At 54.0% G+C, this 22355-nt stretch carries 24 protein-coding genes; 17 read left to right on the top strand and 7 right to left on the bottom strand.

All coding sequences use genetic code 11. From position 1 onward, the window contains the following. Positions 1 to 22: 22 nt before the first annotated feature. The 7 genes from HS100_03935 (at position 23) to HS100_03965 (ending at position 8359) form a co-directional block, all read left to right on the top strand. Complete coding sequence (locus HS100_03935) at positions 23 to 1864, top strand: bifunctional homocysteine S-methyltransferase/methylenetetrahydrofolate reductase (GenBank protein MBE7433040.1); 1842 nt, start codon at positions 23 to 25, stop codon at positions 1862 to 1864. 43 nt (positions 1865 to 1907) lie between these two features. Next, a complete protein-coding gene (locus HS100_03940; GenBank protein MBE7433041.1) occupies positions 1908 to 3806 on the top strand; it encodes a hypothetical protein in 1899 nt (632 codons plus the stop codon). 86 nt (positions 3807 to 3892) lie between these two features. Continuing rightward, positions 3893 to 4318, top strand: coding sequence for a hypothetical protein (locus HS100_03945; GenBank protein MBE7433042.1), 426 nt, complete (start codon positions 3893 to 3895; stop codon positions 4316 to 4318). After that, complete coding sequence (locus tag HS100_03950; GenBank protein ID MBE7433043.1) at positions 4319 to 5659, top strand: glycosyltransferase family 39 protein; 1341 nt, start codon at positions 4319 to 4321, stop codon at positions 5657 to 5659. Positions 5660 to 5719: 60 nt separating this feature from the next. Then, entirely contained in the window at positions 5720 to 6211 is a 492-nt protein-coding gene (locus HS100_03955) for a nucleotidyl transferase AbiEii/AbiGii toxin family protein (GenBank protein ID MBE7433044.1), read from the top strand. A 3-nt stretch (positions 6212 to 6214) separates the two neighbouring features. Beyond that, entirely contained in the window at positions 6215 to 6979 is a 765-nt protein-coding gene (locus HS100_03960) for a type III pantothenate kinase (GenBank protein MBE7433045.1), read from the top strand. Between the two features lie 153 nt (positions 6980 to 7132). Continuing rightward, positions 7133 to 8359 (top strand): YHYH protein, encoded by a 1227-nt coding sequence (locus HS100_03965; protein MBE7433046.1) that lies wholly within the window; start codon positions 7133 to 7135, stop codon positions 8357 to 8359. A gap of 53 nt (positions 8360 to 8412) precedes the next feature. On the opposite strand, the gene HS100_03970 is transcribed toward HS100_03965, so the two are convergent. From HS100_03970 to HS100_03980, 3 genes are all read right to left on the bottom strand, one after another. Beyond that, complete coding sequence (locus HS100_03970; GenBank protein ID MBE7433047.1) at positions 8413 to 9339, bottom strand: EamA family transporter; 927 nt, start codon at positions 9337 to 9339, stop codon at positions 8413 to 8415. A 134-nt stretch (positions 9340 to 9473) separates the two neighbouring features. After that, positions 9474 to 9851 carry a phage holin family protein gene (locus tag HS100_03975; GenBank protein MBE7433048.1) on the bottom strand — a complete coding sequence of 126 codons (378 nt, stop codon included), beginning with the start codon at positions 9849 to 9851 and terminating at the stop codon, positions 9474 to 9476. Positions 9852 to 9917: 66 nt separating this feature from the next. Continuing rightward, positions 9918 to 10901 (bottom strand): GNAT family N-acetyltransferase, encoded by a 984-nt coding sequence (locus HS100_03980; protein MBE7433049.1) that lies wholly within the window; start codon positions 10899 to 10901, stop codon positions 9918 to 9920. A gap of 119 nt (positions 10902 to 11020) precedes the next feature. On the opposite strand from HS100_03980, the gene HS100_03985 reads away from it, so the two are divergent. The 10 genes from HS100_03985 (at position 11021) to HS100_04030 (ending at position 18847) form a co-directional block, all read left to right on the top strand. Continuing rightward, complete coding sequence (locus HS100_03985; protein MBE7433050.1) at positions 11021 to 11518, top strand: hypothetical protein; 498 nt, start codon at positions 11021 to 11023, stop codon at positions 11516 to 11518. A 170-nt stretch (positions 11519 to 11688) separates the two neighbouring features. Next, positions 11689 to 12012 carry an antibiotic biosynthesis monooxygenase gene (locus tag HS100_03990; GenBank protein MBE7433051.1) on the top strand — a complete coding sequence of 108 codons (324 nt, stop codon included), beginning with the start codon at positions 11689 to 11691 and terminating at the stop codon, positions 12010 to 12012. A gap of 147 nt (positions 12013 to 12159) precedes the next feature. After that, positions 12160 to 12900 (top strand): class I SAM-dependent methyltransferase, encoded by a 741-nt coding sequence (locus HS100_03995; GenBank protein MBE7433052.1) that lies wholly within the window; start codon positions 12160 to 12162, stop codon positions 12898 to 12900. Further along, positions 12897 to 13436, top strand: a complete 540-nt coding sequence (locus tag HS100_04000) for a nucleotidyltransferase family protein (protein MBE7433053.1) — start codon at positions 12897 to 12899, stop codon at positions 13434 to 13436. Before HS100_03995 ends, HS100_04000 begins: the two co-directional genes overlap by 4 nt. Before the next feature lie 82 nt (positions 13437 to 13518). Further along, on the top strand, positions 13519 to 14055 hold the full coding sequence (locus tag HS100_04005) for a sigma-70 family RNA polymerase sigma factor (protein ID MBE7433054.1): 537 nt from the start codon (positions 13519 to 13521) through the stop codon (positions 14053 to 14055). Continuing rightward, positions 14042 to 14563: a hypothetical protein gene (locus HS100_04010; GenBank protein ID MBE7433055.1), complete on the top strand. Its 522-nt coding sequence runs from the start codon at positions 14042 to 14044 to the stop codon at positions 14561 to 14563. Before HS100_04005 ends, HS100_04010 begins: the two co-directional genes overlap by 14 nt. Before the next feature lie 88 nt (positions 14564 to 14651). Further along, entirely contained in the window at positions 14652 to 15137 is a 486-nt protein-coding gene (locus HS100_04015) for a hypothetical protein (GenBank protein ID MBE7433056.1), read from the top strand. 284 nt (positions 15138 to 15421) lie between these two features. Then, positions 15422 to 15940 (top strand): hypothetical protein, encoded by a 519-nt coding sequence (locus HS100_04020; protein MBE7433057.1) that lies wholly within the window; start codon positions 15422 to 15424, stop codon positions 15938 to 15940. Positions 15941 to 16031: 91 nt separating this feature from the next. Then, a complete protein-coding gene (locus tag HS100_04025) occupies positions 16032 to 17513 on the top strand; it encodes a DUF1800 family protein (protein MBE7433058.1) in 1482 nt (493 codons plus the stop codon). A gap of 122 nt (positions 17514 to 17635) precedes the next feature. Continuing rightward, on the top strand, positions 17636 to 18847 hold the full coding sequence (locus HS100_04030) for a DUF1501 domain-containing protein (GenBank protein MBE7433059.1): 1212 nt from the start codon (positions 17636 to 17638) through the stop codon (positions 18845 to 18847). Between the two features lie 48 nt (positions 18848 to 18895). Here the strand turns inward: HS100_04030 and HS100_04035 are convergent, their stop codons facing one another. The 4 genes from HS100_04035 to HS100_04050 are packed head-to-tail and all read right to left on the bottom strand — an operon-like array spanning position 18896 to position 22328. Next, on the bottom strand, positions 18896 to 19918 hold the full coding sequence (locus HS100_04035; GenBank protein MBE7433060.1) for a hypothetical protein: 1023 nt from the start codon (positions 19916 to 19918) through the stop codon (positions 18896 to 18898). Between the two features lie 39 nt (positions 19919 to 19957). After that, a complete protein-coding gene (locus HS100_04040; GenBank protein ID MBE7433061.1) occupies positions 19958 to 20782 on the bottom strand; it encodes an efflux RND transporter periplasmic adaptor subunit in 825 nt (274 codons plus the stop codon). A gap of 7 nt (positions 20783 to 20789) precedes the next feature. After that, the gene (locus HS100_04045; protein MBE7433062.1) at positions 20790 to 21620 is read right to left on the bottom strand and encodes an HlyD family efflux transporter periplasmic adaptor subunit; all 831 of its coding nucleotides are present in this window, start codon (positions 21618 to 21620) and stop codon (positions 20790 to 20792) included. A 15-nt stretch (positions 21621 to 21635) separates the two neighbouring features. Then, complete coding sequence (locus HS100_04050) at positions 21636 to 22328, bottom strand: ABC transporter ATP-binding protein (protein MBE7433063.1); 693 nt, start codon at positions 22326 to 22328, stop codon at positions 21636 to 21638. Positions 22329 to 22355: the final 27 nt, after the last annotated feature.

Below are 22355 nucleotides of genomic sequence, written 5' to 3' on the forward strand. Positions count from 1 at the left end.
ACATTTATTGAAAGAGAAAACCATGAACCTGCTTGAAACTCTTACAAAAAAAACAATTCTTGCCGATGGCGCGATGGGGACCATGCTCCACGCGCGCGGTATCGGATTCGACAAATGCTTCGACGAGTTGAATCTGACCAATCCTGCCGCAGTCGCCGAGATTCACCGCGAATATATCGAGGCTGGCGCGGAACTCATTATCACAAACACCTTTGGCGCGAACCGATATAAGTTGACCAAGCACGGATTGCAGGAGGATGTCGCCGGGATCAACCGCGCAGGAGTGGAACTGGCGAAGCGAGTCGTCGCCGCATCGTTCAAGGATGTGTTGATTGCAGGGGACATCGGTCCGCTTGGGGTGAGGATCGCCCCGTATGGACGAGTCAAGCTCGAGGAGGCGCGTGAGGCGTTCGCAGAACAGGTCAAAGCCTTGGCGGAATCCGGCGCGGACTTGATCATCATCGAAACCATGTCCGACTTGTACGAGATCAAGGAAGCGATCACTGCCGCGAAGGAAAATTCAACCCTGCCCATCATTGCGTCTGTGACGTTCACCCGCGACGACCGAACCTTATTGGGCGATGACCCGGCAAAGGTCGCGCATCGTCTCGTTGCGGCTGGCGCGGACGTGATCGGTGTCAATTGCTCGGGCGGACCTTCGCAATTACTGCGCATTCTCAAACAAATGCGGCAGGCGGAACCGAATGCGAAGTTTTGGGTCAAGCCGAACGCAGGCTGGCCCGAACAGGTCAGCGGGCGGATCATGTATCCAGCCGATGCGGAATATTTCGGCGATTACGCTTTGTTGTTTCGCGAAGCCGGTGCAAACATCGTGGGCGGTTGCTGCGGCACGACTCCCCAGCATATTGCCGCGATGAAGAAATCACTCGATGCTTCGCCTTCGATTATCCTGACGGAAATTTCCACACAACCCGAAGACGAGATCTTCGCCGAACCCGCCGAACAACCGACCCATCTCGCGCAACGGCTTTCGGAAAACAAATTCACCATCTGCGTGGAAATGGACCCGCCGCGCGGGCTTTCCACCCATAAACTTTTGGCAGGCGCGTCATTGCTTCACGACTCCGGCGCAGATATTATCAATGTTGCCGACAGCCCTTTGGCGCGAATGCGCATGTCTGCCTGGGCGGTGTGTGATGTTGTGCAAAGAACGTTGGGCGTTGAAACAACCCTGCACTTCCCCACACGCGGTCGGAATCTTCTGCGCGTGCAAGGCGACCTGCTTGCGGCTCATGCTATTGGTCTGCGGAATGTTTTCGTCGTCATGGGTGACCCAACTTCCATTGGCGATTATCCCGAGGCGATGGATAATTACGACCTCGTCCCATCCGGTCTTATCAAACTCATCAAGCAGGGATTCAACATGGGCGTCGATCATTCCGGCACGAGCATCGGTCAACCCACGAACTTTTTCGTTGGCGCCGCGCTTAACCTCTGCCCTCAGGATGTCGACACCGAGGTCAAGAATCTCCACCGCAAAGTCAAAGCCGGAACCGATTTCTTCCTGACGCAACCCATCTACGACCCGAACGACGGACCCAAACTTCTCGAAGCCTATGAGGCGAAGCATGGAAAACTTCATCAGCCCATCCTCGCAGGCATCCTGCCGCTTGTCAGCGCAAAGCATGCCAACTTCCTGCATAACGAAGTCCCCGGCATTTTCATCCCTGACGAATCGCGCGCGCGCATCGAGTCGGCAAAAGACAACTCGGCGAAGGTCGGCGCGGAACTGGCCGTCGAGTTGATTCAAAAGATCAAACCCTGGGCGGGCGGCATTTACATGATGCCCCAATTCCATCGTTACGACCAGGCATCCGAGATCATCGTGGCGGTGAAGGAATAAATGTTGCTCCCGTCGCCGTCCTCGGCGACGGGTATTTCATCCCATGAAATTCCTCCGCATCCTCTTCAGTTTTTTGACAGGTCTCCTCACCAGTATTTTCCTGGCTGTGACCTTCTTCCATTATTCGAGTTTTTCCTCGCCTATAGACCGCCTCTTTCTCATCCTCGTCCCGACTCTCGCCATTGGAATCTTCTTCCACCAAGCCTTTCCCCACCTATCTGCGTGGACGCGAAATCCCCAAATCCAATTCACTATTCCCTATTACCTGCTCTCATTTCTCCTCACTCTCAACCTGACCTACGGCGCTGTCGGCTTCATGCGTGATGTCCTGCGCACCCCGTTTGGGATGTTTCTCTTTACCGCTGTGTGCATGACCATCGGAACGACCATCGGCTATTTCCTCATTCAACACGCCACACGATCATTTCGCGACGGATTCCTCGGCAAGCCGCTCAACTTCATCCTTGCCTTATCCCTTCCCGTTCTTTGGATCGCTCTCATCATCTCTACCTCCCAATTCCCCTCCATGTCCGTAGTGGACTACTTCCGCATCTACCGCGAATGGATGCCGCTCTTCCTCCTCACCGTCCTCGCTTCCGCCCTCCCGTCTTTCATTATCATCACTCGTCACTCGTCACTCATCACCAGCCACTTTTCACTTCCTTCTTTCATCCAGCACCTCCCCGGACTCTACGCCGCAGGAATGGTCTTCCTAATCGAGCTTGTCATCTCCCGATCCCTCAATCATCCCGCGCTTGACCACAACACTGTCCTCTTCGAATCCGACGCCGGTCCTTGGATGACCATCCTCGCCAGCCCTGAAAGCACGACGATCAATCGCTCCGTCCATCCGTTGAGTCTCATCCTCATCCGCCCGCTGGTGCGTTTCGTTTCCGGCATGATGGGCGAACACTACGCCCTCGGCGGGATGCTCGTCGTCTCTGCGGTTGCCGCCGCCTGCGTCTTCATGACCTGGTTCTTCGTCAAACGCGCCACGGATTCCAAAACCCACGCCTTCCTTTTCGCCATCCTTCTTGGCTCGACCGCAACTCACCTGCTCTTTGGTTCATTGGTAGAAAACTACATCTTCGGCGCGGCATCGTTGATCTTCTTTTTTCTCCTTTTGCAAGCCAAAGAGACTCGTTTCTCCCTTCTCATCCCAGCCGGACTGCTCCTCTTCGGCATCACCATCACCAACATTGCGCAGGGAATCATCGCCCTCTTCTTCAATAAATTCGATCTCAAACGCCTTATCCAATATATATTTTGCATATTGGCTCTTGGCGTTTTGCTCACATTGATCACGAACATCATTTATCCCAAACACATTACCTTCTTTTTTGTCCCTGAAGATATTGCTTTCGAGTTCAGTTTTGTCAGCCCCGAAAGCGAAGGCGTCCTATCCGACCCCATCCGTTTATCCGAACCTTCATCCGTTATCCGAAAGTTCAACGTCGTCTCGCGTTCCATACTGCTATACGGCATCGTCGCGCCGGATGTCATCGAATCTGTTTCGGAAAAGCCGCCCTTCCCCACCATCGACCTCAAGACCTTCGACGTCCGTGAAAGGACTCTCGCCTCCTACAAGGGATTCTCCAACCTGCCGCTTGCGATTTGGCTGGTCCTGCTTCTCTGCGCATTTATGATGTTCATAAAAAATGTCCACACATCGAAACACACACCGCTGATGCTCGGTCTCCTCGGCGCGCTGGGATTCAACTTCCTCATGCACCTGTTCTACGGCACGGAACTGTTTCTTTACACTTCGTACTGGGTGTACGCCCTGGTTTTGTTCGCCGCTCTGGCATACTCCGATTTGGCTGAAAAAGCGTGGATGCAATGGGGACTAAGCGTCTTCGTGTTGCTGGTCATGGTTAACAATTTTTTCTTTGTCTCTTCCATCTTCCGTGCCCTTGCCCCCTTCTATTCCGCCTCTCCCTAAATTACCCGCTTCCCACTTTCTACATTTTGCTCTTCTCTTCATCTTTCCTCTTTCATTCCCCTTCCCAAAGGCGATAAAATATGCGCATGAGATTCGTACGGAAATCGACTCCATTCCTTTTGGCAGTCCTATCCCTTGTCCTTGCGGTCTACCAATTTTCCAAGACATATTCTTCAGGCGAGTGGAGGAATCCGTCAGACGAGATGGTCACCAAATGGGAGGAACATGCCCGGGCTTTACGCGAGGCTCTGCCTTCCGGCGTGGATCAGTTTGGATATGTCGACGATTCAACGGTCAGCGGAGATCAAGCGTTGTTCGACCTAAACGAATTTTTTTTGATGCAATACTCGCTTGCTCCCGCCGCCTTGCAGATCGGCGTCGACCAAGAGTGGGTCATCGGGAATTTCAACGACAACGAAAACATCGAAGCATGGCTGGATGAAACATTCGGAGCGCATGAAACCCAAAGCTTCGGTTTTGGCTTGTACCTCATCCACGACCTGGACGAATAGATGACGTTGCTGTTCTCCTTCTCCGCGCTTCTCCCTCGCATCGCATTGGGATTTTGCGTCGCCCATTTTCTCTGGAAAAAGAACGATGGAAATTCTTTTTTCATCAAGATTTTCCTTTCAGCGGGACTCGGTTTCGGGCTCTCCTCCCTCTTCGCCTTCTTATGGATCTGGGCTGGTTTGCCTCTGTCGATTTATGCAATTCTTGAAAGCCTCATTGCCATCGCTCTCGCAGTGATGGTGTTTTTCTACAACCGCCCACTTTTCACTATTAAAAATACTTCTGACAAATCAAACGCCATCTGGGCTTTGCTCCTCGCGTTTTGCGTTTTGCTCTTCGCGCTTAATCTCTTCATGCTTTCCCGCCAACATCCGCACGGACTCTCCGATGCGTGGATCAATTGGAACGTGGTCGCCCGCTTCATTTACCTCGGCGGCACGGACTGGCAAAATACCTTCCTGCGTCAACTGGATCATCCCGATTATCCGTTGTTTCTGGCGATGACAATCGCCATTACATGGTCGCTCATCGGCGAACCGTCCACCTGGGGACCTATTGCCTTTCACTTCGTCAACACCTTTTTCACGGCGGGGCTTTTATTTTCTTTCATAAACCGTTTCCGGGGTTTCAAACAAGCGGTGCTGGCAACAGTCATCTTTATCTCGCTTCCGTTCACAATCGGGCAGGGGATGCGCCAGTACGCGGACATGCTCCTAGCACATCTCATCCTTGCGGCGGGAGGACTGACTCTGTTGTATCTTCAAACGAAAGAAAAACACCTCGCCCTGCTCTCGGGGCTCTTCATCGGGCTGGCTGGCTGGGCAAAGAACGAAGGGCTCGCGGCAATATTTGGATTCACAATCATTTGGGTGCTGGTCATCTGGAAAACGAATCGGCAGGCGTTCAAGGAATACATGCCTGGCTTGGCTTTTCCGCTTGTCGTGGTCATCCTTTTCAAACTCTTCCTTGCCCCATCGAATGATTTGCTTTCCGCGCGGGGGAACCTGATCGACAAACTTTTTGACCCGGAACGATACGCGATCATCATCAAACAGGCGCTCACTACTTTATGGAACCTCGGCGACGCGCCCCTCCCTCTGTTCGGAATTATAATTTTGACGGCGATCCTCATCGGCAGGTCAAATCAGCAGGTCTCCAGTTTGTGGAGTATTCCCGCCATTATCGGTATACAACTTGCAGTCTACTTCGGAACCTATCTTCTCACGCCGCATGACCTTTCCTGGCATTTGAGCACTTCGCTGGACAGGCTTTATCTCCACCTTTTTCCACTGGCGCTTCTATGGTTTTTCCTCTGGTTGGAATCGCCCGAGGAGCTTTCCTGATGGTAGAATGATTTTAAGTGAGCGCCCATGCAAGTTTTGCAATTCTGGAAAACAGTCACCATGGACCATTCAAATCTGCTTGAGAACCTGATCGCGTTATTACGAGATCGGGATATTCAGTTTTGCGTCATCGGCGGGCAGGCTGTCAACGCATACGTCGAACCGCTGGTCAGTCTCGACCTTGATTTGGTGGTGGCAGTTCACCAGATCGAGAGAGTGGAATCCCTGCTCGAAAAACAATTTACAGTAAAACGTTTCCCTCACAGTTTGAACATCTCCATGCCAGGCTCGGATGTACGCGTGCAGGTCCATACCGATGCGCGTTATGCATCGTTTCTTGAACGTGCTTCGACACGCACGGTGTTGGGGATGGAATTGCCCGTCGCAAACGTGGAGGATATTTTGCAGGGAAAAGTCTGGGCGGTTTCGGATACCGAGCGCCGTGGGAGCAAACGACAAAAGGACCTCGCGGATATCGCACGCATTCTGGAATCTTATCCAAACTTGCGATCCAAAGTCCCGCAGGAAATTCTCTCCCGCCTTATGGATTAACCTATGCTCCTCACGATAGACATCGGCAATACCAACCTGACACTTGGCTTGTACGAAGGCGGAAAGCTCGGCGCGCACTGGCGCCTCGCCACCGACCATAACCGCATGCCCGATGAATACGGCCTGCAGTTTTTGGGCTTGCTTCAAAACGCGGGTAAGACTATCAAAGATATCGAAGGCATATCGCTGGCTTCCGTCGTCCCGCCGCTCACCGGACGCGTGATTCAGGCCTGCCGCGAATATCTCAAACAGGAACCGCTCGTGGTGGATGCGGGAGTCAAGACCGGCATCAAGGTCCGCTATGAAGACCCGAAAGCCGTTGGCGCGGATCGCATCTGCGACGCTGTGGCGGTGATGAAACTTTACGGCGGTCCGGCTTGTGTGGTCGATTTCGGCACTGCGACCACTTTCAACGCCATCACAAAAGATGGAGAATACCTCGGAGGGGCGATCACAGCAGGAATCAACCTCGCCGCCGAAGCGCTCTACACCCGCGCCGCCAAACTTCCGCGCATCGACCTGCAACTGCCGCCTTCGGTCATCGGAAGAAACACCGTCCATGCCATGCAGTCGGGTCTGTTGTTCGGTTACGTCAGCATGGTCGAGGGAATGGTCGCCCGCTTCCGCGCGGAGTTGGGGAAGGATATGAAAGTTGTCGCAACAGGAGGACTTGCAGAAGTGGTTGCAAAAGAGACGCAGGTTATCGATATCATCGCCCCCTGGCTGACCCTCGAAGGATTGCGCTTGATCTGGGATTTAAACCAGTAAACATCCTCGTCTAATTTCTGCGACCCATGACAGGCGTCATGGGTCTTTTTCTTTTTTTCACGGGATAACCCAGCGGAAGATGATTTTACACACTCTTCACCTACGGTTCACATCCATATAATATCGAAAATCAACTCACCAAAGGAGAATGAGATGAACCGAAATAAATTATTGGTTGTATTTGTGAGCGTTTGTATCGCCATTACGGCGTGCGCGCCTCCCGCCCCGACCTCGGGCGGACTCGGCGCATCGGGCGATTCCCAGCCTGAAGCGGATTCGTCCGAACCTGTCCTGACAGAAGATCCCGCTCCCGAAGGCGGAGCGGATGCGGACCATCTCCATCATTCCGACGTGGACTTGACCCGTCTTGAATTGGGCGACGGCAAGTACTCCACAAGCCCGCAAGCTGGGTACGTGTTTACCTGTCAGACGCAATTCAACGGCGGTGGAGCAACCGGCACCGGCTCGTGGATGAACGGGGACGGAACCTGGGATGCGACCAGGAAAGCGGTTGTGAATGGCTCTGTCACCTGGCCGCATTCGTTCACCATCACACTGCAGGGCGATCAACGCATCTTCACCGGCAACGACCTGCCCGATCATCCCACCGGGAACTTCCCCGTCTCGCCGAGCGATGACGCCTATGCGGTGGACCGAAACCCGAATTCGATCCGTGAGCAAACAGTCAGCTTCAGCGTGCCTGCGAACCCCAGCGCGGCGGCCCAACCGAATTGCGTCGGTGGCGAAGTAGGTATCATGCTCTCGGGTGTCGTCATCTTCAACGCCTTCGACGCAGAAGGACGCGATGCTGTGGCTCATGAAGTGCAGGATGGCTGTGATGGGCATCCGCAGCAATCCGGCTTCTATCATTATCACAGCCTGAGCGATTGCATCGAGGATATATCCACAAGCGGACATTCCTCACTTGTCGGTTACGCCTTCGACGGGTACGGCATCTACGGTTACTACAGCGAGGACGGCGGCGAAGTGACCAATGAAGACCTCGATGATTGTCACGGCCACACGCATGTGATCGAATGGGACGGCCAGATGGTGGAGATGTATCACTATCACGCCACTCATGAATTCCCCTATACGGTCGGGTGTTTCCACGGGACTCCGTCGGTGCGCGCGGTCTCGTCAGGTGAAGGCCAGGGTGGCGGTCCACAGGGACAGGATCAACCCTCTGGTGAGAATCAGCCTACAGGTCCAACTGGAGGCGGTCAGGGGCAGGGAAGTCAACCTCCGCAGGAAGCCATCAACGCTTGCATGGGGTTATCCCAAGGCGCAAGCTGCTCGGTCGGTCCGACGACCGGGACTTGTCAGATACCACCCAACTCAACTCAATTGGCTTGCGTGCCCGCAGGTGGACGGCCATAATCCAACGGACGCAAACAAGGTGACAGTCGCTTCGAAAGAGATCGTCACCTTGTTTAACTGTGATCTCCTGCCCTCAAAAGAATTAACCCGAGTAACAGCAGAAAACTTCCGCCCAATTGAATACCGGTCAGAATCTCGCTTAGGAAAAGATAAGACCATACTGCGGTAAAAACCGGTTCGAGCGTGGCCACGAGATTGGAGATCGTCGGTGAAAGATAGCGGATGCTCAGTGTGTATAAACCAAACCCGCCGAGGGTGGGAACAACCCCAAGAAAGAACAATATGCCCCAACCCGGAAGAGAATCACCGAGCCAGAGCATGTTCGAGAGCGCGGGCTGTCTTGTGATGAACAGGTCGCTGGCGATGTTGAAGAAGAAGAGAAAGAACGTGGCCGAGGCAAAACTATAAAGCAAAGCCGTCCACGAATCGATATGACGGTCACCGGCGGCCTTGCCGTACAGGTTGTAAAAGGCGAACATCAAACCGGTCAGCAATCCAAATACGATACCGAGCGGATTCAACTTCCACGCGGCGGGATCGGCGGCGCCTGAGACAAGTATCGTACCGAGAAAGCTCAAAGCGATCGAAACGACTTTGACCCAGTTGAAGGTCTCCTTGAAAATGATGCGGCTCAGGAGCGCCGTCATTGCCGGAGAGGAAAAAGCCAGAACGGTGGCGACCGCCGCCCCGTTGTATTGAACCGAAAAGGTCCATAACGAATTGAATACGGCAAGGGTCAATCCATACACGAGCATGAAGACCCAATGTTTTCGTTCCAGGGCAAATAATTTGTGGCTGAATATCGTCAAACCGACCAGCATCCCAAACGCGACAAAAAGGTCCCGCCAGAAGGCGAGGACGAGGGATGGCAGCGAATAGGTTTTGACAAGATGACTGATGAACGGTCCGGTGGTGGACCAAAGGACCGTGGCGACAAGTGCGATGATGAACCCGCGTGATCGATGATGCTGTGTTGTCATTTATTTTCTGTAGCGACTCCTTTCGCGCGATTATATCCTTTGTTCATTCGAACACACATGCGCAAGAGAGCACGTCCTGCTCGATAAATAAAAACAGCCGCCTTGCAAGGCGGCTGTGCGATCACACTGGACGATTAACCCTTCCTGCCTTTCAACTCGTCGCGGAAGATGAGGCTCATGATGATGCTGACCGCGCTCATCACAAGGCTGCCCAGCAGCGCGGACCAGAACCCGTCCACCGAAAGGCCGATGCCGAACGATTGCCCGATGGTGCGGGTGAGCAAAAGCATGACGGTGTTGATGACGATGGTGAACAAGCCCAGGGTGAGGATGATAAGCGGGCAGGTAAGGAACTTGAGCAGCGGGCGCACAAGCGCGTTCAACAAGCCGATGATAAGGGCGAGCCAGAGGATGCCCGTCCAATCACCGAGATATTCGATGCCGGGCACGAGCCACACCGCCGCATACAAACCGACGGCGTTGATCGCCCAGCGGATGATGAATTTGGTCATTTGGACTCCTTTTGTTAATATGTACGCTGAGGCATTTGAGTAGGTTGCAATAATTTTCCGGCGCGCTCAGGGAGTTGGCGCCTGCATCCAGATCAGGGTGCGCTGGGGTTTGAAGCCCGCGGCTTGAATGGCGTCGTCGAAGCGGCTGACGGGGAATTCGAGCGAGACGTTGGAATAATAACGATACAGGTCATGCCGCGCCTGTTGAAGGAGGACGGTCAATGCCTCGGGGTCGGACCTCTCGCCTGCCGCGGCAAAGAGGCTTTCACCCCGCCCGGTGGGAATCCACGCAAGCGTGGCGAGCAGGGACTCTCCGCGCACCGCCGCCCATTGACGGACGTTGATGTCGATGAAGAACAGGTAGAGCCAGTTGAGGAATCCGGGCTTGAGCAAAGAAAAGTTCCATTTGCTGTGCCAGGCAAGGTCGGAGGGATAGAGGCGCGAGAGCCACTCGAGCTGCTGAATCCAAAAGCGCGGATGACGGTTCGTGACGGCAATGTCCGTTCGGTTCCCCTCCACTCGCGAATCAGTGACGGCTTGCCAGGTTGTGCGTCGCGCGCGTTCCAGAAAACCGAGGGATTCATAAAGATGCACGGCTTCGGGGTTGTCGGCGCGGACGTTGAGCCAGATGTCGTGAATCTTACGTTCGCGGGCGTGCTGCATGGCGCGCAAGGTGAGGGCGCGGGCGATTCCACGGCGGCGGTATTCAGGGTGGACGGCAACATTGGCGATGAGGTAGAGGCGGTGTTTGTCCCGTCGGAAGGGCACGAGGCTGACGTTGCCGACGATGCGACGGTCTTCCTCCCACACATAGCCGGTGAGCGGCAGGGAGGTGGAATCGGCGGCGCGTTTTGCCCATTGCAAAAAGGAGTTGTCGCTCCCGGCGCGGCGCATGTCCTGCACGTAGCGTTTGCCGTCGCCATCCATGGTGGACGAGAAGCAGGACTCGATCAGGTCCGCGACGGGGGGCAGATCCCGCAGGACGCTGAGGGGGCGGATGTTGGGGTGTGCCTGCGTGTCGCTCCGCGCGGGGAGGGTGATGCTTGCCATGGGGCGGATTATAGATTGGAAATTGGAAAGTGGGGAGTTGATTTTGGCACGCGGGAGTTGTAGAATGAAAACAAGCAGGTGGAGATGTAATTTCGCGAATTTGCTGCAAGGAGGCTGATATGAAAAAAGAGTCCGGCATCGCTATTATTGTCGCATTAATTAGTCTTTGCGGGGTTTTAGGAGCGGCAATCATAAATAATTGGGACAAGCTATTTCCTCCTCCACCCACCTATGCTCCGCCCGCCGAGAATCCGCCTGAGGATGTAACGGATGCACCGGCATCCACCTGCAGCGGCACGGAAGCGGGAGGGTATTGTTGGTATTTTGGCAGTGAAAATCTTTCATGCAGCGATGTATGCTCCTCCCACGGAGGGTATAACGAAGCGACCAGAACGTATGCAGGCTCGGATGGTTCCCCGGGCAATTGCAAAAATATCATAACAGCCTTGAACATTGCGCAAGACGATTTCTTTGAAACGGCTCAAGGCGGGCTCGGATGTTTTGCGATCCAAACCACCAGCGGGAATTTTTATGGATATTGGGACGAGCAGCCAACCACAGCGGATGCGACATATGTGACACCCGGCAGGCGGCGAATCTGCGCCTGTCAACAATAGGTGGATATTTTTTTCAGCGCAGAGAACCAAAGCTATATCTGCATCTCAGCGTTAATCAAATATATCAGCCTCAGGATATGCCTGTTGTGAGGCGAATAAGCATGTTATAAATGCTCCGTTCCAATTCAAATGGAAATAAAATCAACACCCACAGGAGAGAGGCACGAATCATGATCATCCGTATCTGGCATGGCTGGACATCGCCGTCCAACGCAGACATCTATGAGAATTTACTCAAGGAAGAGATCTTCGTCGGCATTCAAAACCGCCACATCCCCGGCTTTAAGGGCATTCAATTGCTTCGCCGCGAACTCAAAGAAGAGGTGGAATTCATCACGATCATGAAGTTCGATTCCCTGGATGCTGTCCGCCAGTTTGCTGGCGAAGATTATGAAGTTGCTGTGGTCCCGCAGAAGGCGAGAGCGGTACTTGCGCGCTTCGATGAACGATCCCAGCATTATGAAATCAGAGCCGAGAGAAGCGGCGATGGCTAGCTAGGGAAGAGTTTATTACCAAATCTGCGCAGAATCGATCCTTTCCTTCTTCCAATCGAGAGACAGCCCTGCCCGCCCTGGTGACCAAGACACAGTTAAAATGCAAGGCTCACTAAAGCGTATTGTTTCTGTACAAGGTAAATCATCATGAAGAACATTGCCACAAGCAGTCGCTTGAAGACCAACTACGAGGATTATTACGAGAGTGGAGACCCGGAATGGCGGAGATTAGGCGCGGTGGACAAGTGCGCCAACATCGTCTCCCTTTGCCGTGATCTGCCTCACGAAACCATTCTCGAGATCGGCGCTGGCGATGGAGCGATATTAAAGCGATTATCCGAATTGGGATTTGGCGAAAAACTACATGCGCTCGAAATCTCACCCTCCGGCGTGGAGGCGATAAAGAACAAAGGGATACCCAACCTGGTTGAATGCCTGCTCTTCGACGGGTATGAACTCCCCTACAACGATTTCAAGTTCGACCTTGCGGTTCTCAGCCATGTCATCGAGCATGTCGAATATCCGCGGAAACTCCTTTACGAAGCCGCCAGGGTCGCCCGGCATGTTTTTGTGGAAGTGCCGCTCGAGGATACCCTGCGTCTGAAACCCAATTTCGTTTTCGATAAGGTGGGTCATATCAATTTTTATTCGCCCGTCACGTTCAGAAGGCTGGTCCAGACCTGCAGCCTGGAGGTCTTGAAACAGACGGTGACGAATCCCTCAAACGCCGTGCATCGATACAGGTACGGCTGGAAAGGGACGGTCAATTATTACATCAAGGAACTTTTATTGAAGATTTTCCCGCGCCTGGCGACGAAATTCTTCGTCTACCATTCCTCATTGGTGTGCCGGGCAGAAACAAAATCGGATTCCCATGATCGTCCATGAATGATCCCACTTCCCAAACCACCGCCGCGGATGTGATCGAACTCGTAAATCTGCTCGATGCACACGGCATCGGCGTGGTCATCGACGGCGGCTGGGGCGTGGACGCCTTGCTGGGAAAACAGACCCGCACGCACAGCGACCTCGATATCGCTGTGGAACGTGCGGACGTGCCGAATATCCGCGCCTTGCTGGAAGGGCGGGGTTACAAGGAAGTTCTGCGCGACGATACGCGTGAGTGCAATTTCGTCATGGGGGATGATAAAGGACGGCTGATCGATATCCACTCATACACGTTCGATGAAGAAGGCAAAGTGATCTTTGGCGTCGAGTATCCCTTCGACTCGCTCAAGGGAACCGGCTCCATAGCAGGTTATCCCGTCAAGTGCATCACGCCTGAATGGATGGTCAAATTCCACACTGGATATAAACTCGATGAGAACGATTACTACGATGTGAAATTACTGTGCGAGAAGTTCGGGATCGAAATCCCCGCCGAGTTTGCGGAATTCCTGCCGAAAGCAGAAAACGGGAGGTAAACCACTTTCCACCAACCAATCACCAATTTACCGATCTTCCCTTGCAACTATTTCCCCTTCCCGCCTGTATTAAACTCTAGCCATGAATGCGCCCACCGACCGCGACCTGATCCTGCGAGCTCGTCGCGGCGACGCTGAAGCCTTCGGCGATCTCGTCTCGCGCCACCAAACGAGCGTGTTCAACGTCTGCTACCGCATTCTGCACAACCGCGCCGACGCCGAAGACCTCGCCCAGGAGACCTTCATCCGCGCCCTCGACCGTCTGCACACCTTTGACCTCGAACGCGAATTCAGCCCGTGGATTCGCCGTGTGGCAGCCAACCTGTGCCTGAACCATCTCGAGGCGCAGAAACCGTCCGCTCCGCTCGACGAGGAACGGGACGAAGATAAAACTCAAGGTCCGGCCAGGCAGGTTGAGGTCAAAGAGAGAAGCGAGCAGATCCGCAGCGCGCTCGCGTCCCTGCCGCTGCATTATCGCGTCGTTGTCGAGTTGCGGCATTATCAAGACCTATCCTACGACGAGATCGCAAGCGAACTGGACATCCCCCTCAGCGACGTGAAGAGCCATCTCTTCCGCGCCCGCAAACTTCTCGCGGAGAAACTCCATGCACCTGACTGACCAAGAACTCAACGAATATTTGGACAACGAATCTGCCAACCGCGCAGAGATCGAAACGCATCTCGACTCATGTGACGAATGCGCGGCGCGACTCTCTGCCCTCCAAGCTTTATTCGCAGATTTAGACTCTCTGCCCGAAGTGGAATTATCTACGGACATCGCCGCCCGCTTCGCACCCCGCCCCAGCCTGACTCCGTCACTCCCACGCTGGCTCACGCTGACAGCATCTCTGCAAGCCGCTGCCGCACTGGTTGCGCTCATCGTCGCCATCCCATTCTTCTCCATCATGTTGCCCCAAGTGGAAATGCCATCCTTTACATCATTATTCATTGAAGTTCAATCTAAATGGATTACATTTCTGGATATGCTTTCCACTTTCCACTTTCCACAAATCGAACCATTACCTTTGCCTGTAACTGAACTCTCCACCCTCTTCATCGCCCTCGCCATCGTCTCCATCTTTTGGATCTTTGGGAATGGGCTGTTATTGAGAAATCAGAATCGTTAACCGTGCCATTCTGAGCGAAGCGAAAAATCTCTACCCCGTACCAGAGACCCTTCGCTTTCGCTCAGGGTGACAACCTTAGGAGCCTTTCATGACCGACATCCTTCGCCTTACCCTCATCATCCTCTTGCTGACCATCACCCTCAGCGCCTACTTCCTCGTCATCGGCGCACTCTTCACCGCCCGCGTTGCCAAGACCCAAACCAGTCTCAACCTCACACCCGGGCGATCCTTCGGCTTGGGCATGGTCAACTTTTTCTTCTTCGGTTTGATCGCCTTCGTCATGCTCTCGCTTGCCGAGAACGCAGGTTCCTTCGTCAAAGGGATTCTCACCATTCCCGCCTTGCTCATCCTCGCATTTCTTTCCGTTCTTTTGAGCATAGGACTCACCGCCACCGTCCAACACCTCGCCGAACGCCTCTTCCCCGACATATCCGCATGGAAGCGCAATCTCTGGGGTTCCATCATCCTCTGCATCGCCTGCGCCTTGCCCTTTGTCGGCTGGTTCCTGCTATTGCCCTATGTCACCTTCACTGGCATCGGTGCAACGATCTTAGGATTCTTCCAAAAAAGTTAAAGTCCACTTCGGTGGTTGAGTAGCCACGAGCGACAGCGAGTGGCGTATCGAAACCACCCGTTAACAAAGCAACCTTCAATTACTAGTGGTTTCGATACGCCTCGCAAAGAACATGCGAGGCTACTCAACCACCGAATACTCCATCAAAGGACGCGCTCACCCCGCGTCTTTTTGGTTTAAACCTTTGTGCTCCTTTGTGACCCTTCGTGGTTTGAAATCCCTGCAACTTTCCCCACCCCATCCCTGTATCCCTTACATCAACCAAAAACGAAAGGACTTCATCCATGGCTGACATTTCTGCCTTCTTTTTCATCCTGCTCATTATCGGAATCGCCTTCCCTGCCATGCTCACCGCATGGTGGCTATTATTCCCATCTCTTATTGCACGCGCTCATTCACGTGTGGAAAAAACTCCCTGGGGCACCTTCTGGCTGGGACTCATCCTCGTCATTGCCGTGACCATTCCCATCGTCATCCTGCTTGCGCTTCCCTTCGGACCCGCCAAATTCATCGGCTGGATTACCCTCGGCGCAGCGTTCGCCATCTCCACCATCGGCTCGGCTGGCATCGCCTCCCATCTCGGCGCGAGACTCTCCAAACACAGCAACATGACTCCGCTCAACGGATTCATTCGCGGCGCCGTCATCCTCGAACTCGCCGCCTTCTTCCCCCTCATCGGCTGGCTCTTCGTGTGGATTCCCATCATCCTGATCTCCTTCGGTGCCACAGGCTTTGCCCTGCTCAACTGGTCACCCCGCGAGAAGACCCAACCTTCCGCAAGCCCATTACCAACTCAGGCTTAAGTTAACCACGAAGAGCGCTAAGGACGCCAAGATAAAAAGATTTTCTTTGCGATCCTCGCGTGCTTAGCGGTTCACCTATTCACTATTCACCATGACCCTATCTCGAAGAGACTTCCTCAAACTCGCCACCCTCCTCTCTGCATCTGCCGCACTCAATGCCTGCGCCCCCGCCCTGCGACGACTGACAGACGACCTACCCGCCGTCCCGTGGAGTCCGCTCAGCATGGCAGACTTCACCGCGCTCAACCGCATCACCTTCGGCGCGAGAGTGGAAGAACGCGCCCGCCTGGCAGAGATCGGCTTGGCGAATTACATCGAAGAACAACTCGATTACGAAGCCATCAACGACCTGACGTTAGACCTGCAACTTTCAACCTTCAACACTTTAACCATGTCAGCCAACGAGATCGAAGCCGTCACCAATCAACTCTTCGATGGCTATGATCGCGAGCGTCCCATCAATGAACTGCGTCAAGCTACATTTCTGCGTCAACTTTATAGCAAACGTCAACTCTACGAAGTGATGGTCGATTTCTGGAGTGACCACTTCAACATCTTCATCGAGAAAGAACCATGCTTCTATCTCAAGACCGTTGACGACCGCGATGTGATTCGCAAACACGCCCTCGGCAACTTCCGTGATCTGGTGTGGGCGTCCGCGCATTCGCCTGCCATGCTCACCTATCTCGATAACCAAGCCAATGTCAAAGGCACGCCCAACGAGAACTACGCCCGCGAACTGATGGAACTTCACACCCTCGGCGTGGAAGGCGGCTACTCTCAAAACGACGTCATGCAACTGGCGCGTTGTCTCACGGGTTGGTCGGTCAAAGAACATTTTTGGCTTGGCGATTTCGTCTTCAAGCAAGACCAGCACGAACCCGGTGAGAAAAATGTTTTGGGTCTCGCGATTCAGGAAGCGGGTCAGAGTGAGGCGGAGCAAGTCATCGAACATCTCGCGCTTCATCCATCCACTGCAAAATTTATTTCAACAAAACTCGCGCGTCGCTTCATCGCCGATGAGCCGCCACAGGAAATTATCGAGAAAGCCGCGCAAACATTTCTCGCCACCAAAGGCGATATCAAATCGGTTCTGCGCGTTATCCTGCTTGAAGGTCTCGCCTTCGTGCAACCCAAATACAAACGTCCGCTCAACTTTGTGCTTTCTGCGTTGCGCATGCTCAACGTTGAAACCGATGGCGTTGCCATGCACGACCCGCTCATGCAAATGGGGCAAATGTATTTCAACTGGACGACGCCCGACGGCTACCCCGACACGAGCGACGCATGGCAAGGCAACCTCATGCCGCGCTGGCAATTTGCGTTTGAATTAATTCGCAACGAACTTCCCAAGACGAAACACAACCTCAATGCTTTATTGGATGTCGCCTCTACGGGCAGTTTACACACCGATGTAGATTCCCTCACCTCATTGCTTTTAGGCACGCCGTTAGATCGCCTCACCCGCGACGGGATGATTGATACCGTCCATTCGGCTGGTGCCACCGAGGAAGAGACTCTGCAAATCATCGCCGCGAGTTTGATTGCGTCGCCTGCCTTTCAGTGGCGTTAGCCCTCCGTCATTGCGAGGGCGCTCTTGTTCTATGCCCGAAGCAATCTCGCGCATCGTCTCATTAGATTGCTTCGGGCGGACGAACACCGCCCTCGCAATGACGAAAATATTTAGGAGTAGTTATGTTAGAAACCTTACCCATGCTTCAACAAATCCCAACCAAGACCTGGATGCCGCGTCTATCCTTTGCGCCCAAGAACACCGCCCCACGCGGAGATACTCTCGTCGTCGTCTTCCTGCGCGGCGCCGCAGATGTGTTGAACATGGTCGTGCCGCATGGCGAAGACGCTTATTATGCGTTACGCCCAACATTGGGAATTGCAAGACCTGATAATGGAAGAAAGATGAAAGATGAAAGAGTTGTAAATCTGGATGGTTTCTTCGGATTTCATCCAAACATGAGTTCTTTACTCGAAGCCTGGCAAAGCGGACAACTCGCCATCATCCATGCTTGCGGTGCGCCAGATGAATCGCGCAGTCACTTCAAAGCGATGGAACTGATGGAACGCGGCGTGGATGATGAGCGTGGTCCCGCCTCAGGTTGGATCGGACGTCACCTCGCCACGTTGAACACAGGCAACTCATCGCCTTTGCGAGCCGTGGGTATGGGCACTCGTCCGCAGCGCAGCCTGAGCGGAAGTGTCCCCGTCTCTGCCCTGCGTTCCATCGCAGACTTCCACCTTGGCGGCGATGTACGCGCCCTGCAACAAATGCGAGCCGCGCTAAGTTACGTTTATCAAAATGATGAACTCGGTCAAGATACCTTGTCTATTATGGATACCCTCCAAAAACTCGACCCGCTCAATTACCAGTCACCAATTACCAATTACCCTGACACCGAATTCGGTCTTGCTCTCAAACAAACCGCCATGCTCATCAAAGCGGAAGTGGGGCTCGAAGTCTCTGCCATTGACCTTGGCGGCTGGGACACGCACTTCACCCAAGGCTCGCTCAACGGCATCATGCCGAACCTGATGAAAGACCTCGGCGAAGGGCTTGCCGCCTTCCATGCCGATATGGCAGACCACATGAGCAAACTGACCACCGTCACCATGTCTGAGTTTGGGCGACGGGCTTATGAGAACGGCAGCCTCGGCACCGATCACGGACACGGCAGCATGATGATGGTCTTGGGCGGCAATGTAGATGGCGGCAAGGTCCACGGGCAATGGCCCGGGTTGGAAGATGGTCAACTCATCGGTCCCGGTGATTTGGCCGTCACGACAGATTACCGTGATGTGCTTTCCGAAGTTTTAGTTAAGCGATTGAATAATCAAGCTACGAGCGATGTTTTCCCCGAATATCGGCCTGTAATAAGAAATATTATGAAATAACATTGTAGGAGCGGGGTAATCCCGCCCCTACAATGTAAATTAAATTTTTTACGGACTCCCCAACTCCACAACAAAATAATCTCCATACGAACCGCTAGCCAGATAGGCATACCCGACGCCCATCTCTGTGGATCTTGGATTAAGAATCGCATCGCGATGGACTTGGTCGCTCATCCACCAAGTCATAGCCGCCTGCGGACCGCCTCCGCCGTAAATGATCTCTTCCGAATAGGACGGTGAATAACCAAAGGAGAGAATCCGCGCATAGGCGGATGAACCGTCTGACCCGGTGTGGCTGATGCGCCCGCTGCATGCCATATCCGCGGCATGGGCTTGGGCGGCGCTGCTTAAGATGGAGTTAATCGTCAGCGTTCCTAATCCGGCATTCGTACGTTCCTGATTGATCATCGAAGCGATCTGATTCACATAGGCGGCACTTTGAGTGTAATTACAATTCCCGCCAGTAGGGGAAGATGCTTGCGTGGCCGCAGGCACCGTCGCCTGCGAAGATGTGCCGCCGCTCCCTACATTGATCTTCACCCAAAATGTCTTTTCCGTACCGATGGGCACATCTTTTCCGTTCGGGTCATTCAACGTGAAGTAGCCGGTATACGAACCGTTCAAGGTGGGCGCGGTCAAGTCCACCGAGACCTGGACCGTTTCCTTTAACAACGTTTCAGGAACGGGAGCGGAAAGAGGCGCGTTCATTTGGTCGCCCGCGGCGAATTTGAGGGTGTATCCATACCAGGGGCAGGTCCCGTTATTGATGAATTCCCAGGTCTTTGTGAATTTTTCACCCGGCTTCATTTGAGTCCCATCGGGGATGGTCACATCCCGGAGGAGAATCGCGCTGTCTTTGCAGTTTGGGTCGATGGTGACGGCAAATGTCGGCGTGGATGTTATTGCAGGCGTGGCAGTCAGCGTGGGCGGCACGTACGCCTGTTTCGTAGGGACAAGAGTCGCGGTGACAAAATTTGACGGGGCGGGCGTTTCCTGCCTGTTTACTTCCACACTGATGCAAGAGGTGAGGAAGACCGCAATCAACAGAACGGAAAATATTTTACTGATCATAAGACCCCAATTGTACCGAAACACGCGCCTGCACGATCCCTAGTCTTCGCCCGTTGCGATCTCGACTTCCGCGCTCATGCCCCACAACAATCCTTTTGGTTGTTCATCCAAATCGATCGTGACGGGAAAGACCACGTCGCCTCCCAGGGTGACTGCCCGAGGGGAGATTCGAATCACCTTTCCCGAAATCGTCACATCCATTGCTTCGATGGTCACCTTCACGTTCTGACCGATCTTCACGCGGGTGATGTCTCGCTCGCTCAAGTCGGTGGTGACGATCTCAAGACGGTTCAAATCCGCGATCGTCATTACAACTTGATTCACCTGAACCAGCTCGCCGGTGACGACGTTAACATCAACGATCGTTCCATCGAAAGGCGCGGTCAAAGCGGCTTGGGCGAGATTCGCTAACGCGGAATCCCATTGAGCTTTTGCCACGTCCGCTTCTGCGACGGCTTTGAGATAAACCTCGCGCGGCAATGAATACCATTCTTTTCTGCCGGTATCCGGGTCCACATAAAGAACTTTTTCCGCTTTTTGAAGTTCGGCGGCTTGACTCTTTGCCTTGTAATCTGCTTCCGCCGCGATAACGTCATATTCAAGTCCGGGTGTATTAAGAACCATCAGCACATCACCTGCCTTCACCGCGTCGCCTTCGTTTACCGGAATTTCCTTCACGAGCGCGGACGTGGTGAAGCTCAACTGCGAGACTTGCGCAGGTTCCACCCTCGCCGATGCAACGACAGAATCGGGCGATTCTGGAGAGACGTTTTCGATGGGGGCGTTCGTCGCTTCAGGTAGGACGGGCGCAGGGCTTGCGCAGGCGGTCAACACCAGCAAGCCGATAAAAAAGATTCTATTCATTCCCGCCTCACTCGCCGACACCGATCTCGACATCCGCGCTCATGCCCCACAGTAAACCGGCAGGTTGTTCGTCGAGTTCGATGGTCACCTTGAAGACCACATCGCCGCCCAACTCGGAGGAGATGCGGGCAATGTCCACGACCTTCCCGGCATATTCACCGCCCAACGCTTCGATGAAAACGCTGGCAGATTGCCCCACTTTCACATCAGGCACGTCGCGTTCGCTCAGGTCTGTGGTTTCGATGCGATACTTCGATAGATCGCCGACGACCATCACAACCTGGCCCGGAGCGACGGTCTCATACGGGGAGATATCGACCGATATAACGGTACTGGCAAAAGGCGCGGTCAGAGCCGACTGGGAAGCGAGAGTCGCTTTGGCAGAATCCAACAAAGCCTGGGCGCGGGCGACATCGATCTGCGCCACTTCCACATGTTTCCAGGATGGCGCGCAGCCTTCACCCCGGCATCCGACATTGCGGACCAGGTAACTGAGTTGAACCTCCGCAAAGGCAAGATTCGCCTCCGCCTCGCGGACCTTCGCATCCAATATGGAGGTGTCGACCTCCACCAGCACATCCCCGGCGTTGACCTTGTCCCCGGCCTGTGCATTGACTTTCGTTACACGCGCGATGTTCGTGAAAGATAAACGCGCGGACTGCGCTGGCACGACGACTGCAGAGGCGGTGACAGTATCACCGCTCGAGGACTGCGGTTGGGAAGGAGACGCATCCCCTGATTCCACCATTACAGTTGGGATGGCTTCCGGTGTATTCGTCCCACCGCAGGCAGATACCGCAAACGCGGCGACGAGGATGATCCAATAAGCTTTTTTCATTCAAATACTCCAATGTTATTTTTTCGGCGGGTTGTTATCGCTCTCGATGACGCCGTCCCGCAGGGTGACGACGCGCGCGGCATGTTTAATCACGCGCGGGTCGTGCGTGGCGAAGACGAAGGTCACGCCGGTTTCCTTGTTGAGTTTCTTCATGATCTCCATCACCTGCTCGCCGTTGGTCGTGTCAAGGTTGGCGGTGGGTTCATCGGCAAGGATCATCGTGGGATTCGTCGATAGTGCCCGAGCGACAGCAACCCGCTGCTGTTGGCCGCCGCTGAGTTGATCGGGGCGGTGATGCGCGCGGTCTTTCAAGTCCACGGCTTCGAGCAGTTCCATCACGCGCTGTTTGCGCTGCGCGGGAGACTTGCCATTGAGAAGAAGCGGCATTTCCACGTTTTCGTAGGCTGTCAGGGTCGGGATGAGCGCGAAGAACTGGAACACGAATCCGATCGTGCCTTTTCTCAGGTCCGCGCGCTGGTTGCGGTTGAGGTTGGTAGTTTCATGCCCGTTGATGACCACGCTGCCTGAAGTGGGTTTATCGAGACAGCCGATCAATTGCAGAAGCGTCGTCTTGCCGGAGCCAGAGGGACCGACCAGCGACGTAAATTCTCCATCTCCGATCGTCATGCTGACGCCGTTCAACGCGCGTGTCTCCACTTCGCCGATCTTATAGATGCGAGTTACGTTCGTTAATTTTGCGACTTCCATTTTTTCTCCTTGAGACGGATGTCAGTG

The sequence above is a fragment of the Anaerolineales bacterium genome, assembly GCA_015075725.1.
Taxonomy (GTDB): Bacteria; Chloroflexota; Anaerolineae; order Anaerolineales; family Villigracilaceae; genus Villigracilis.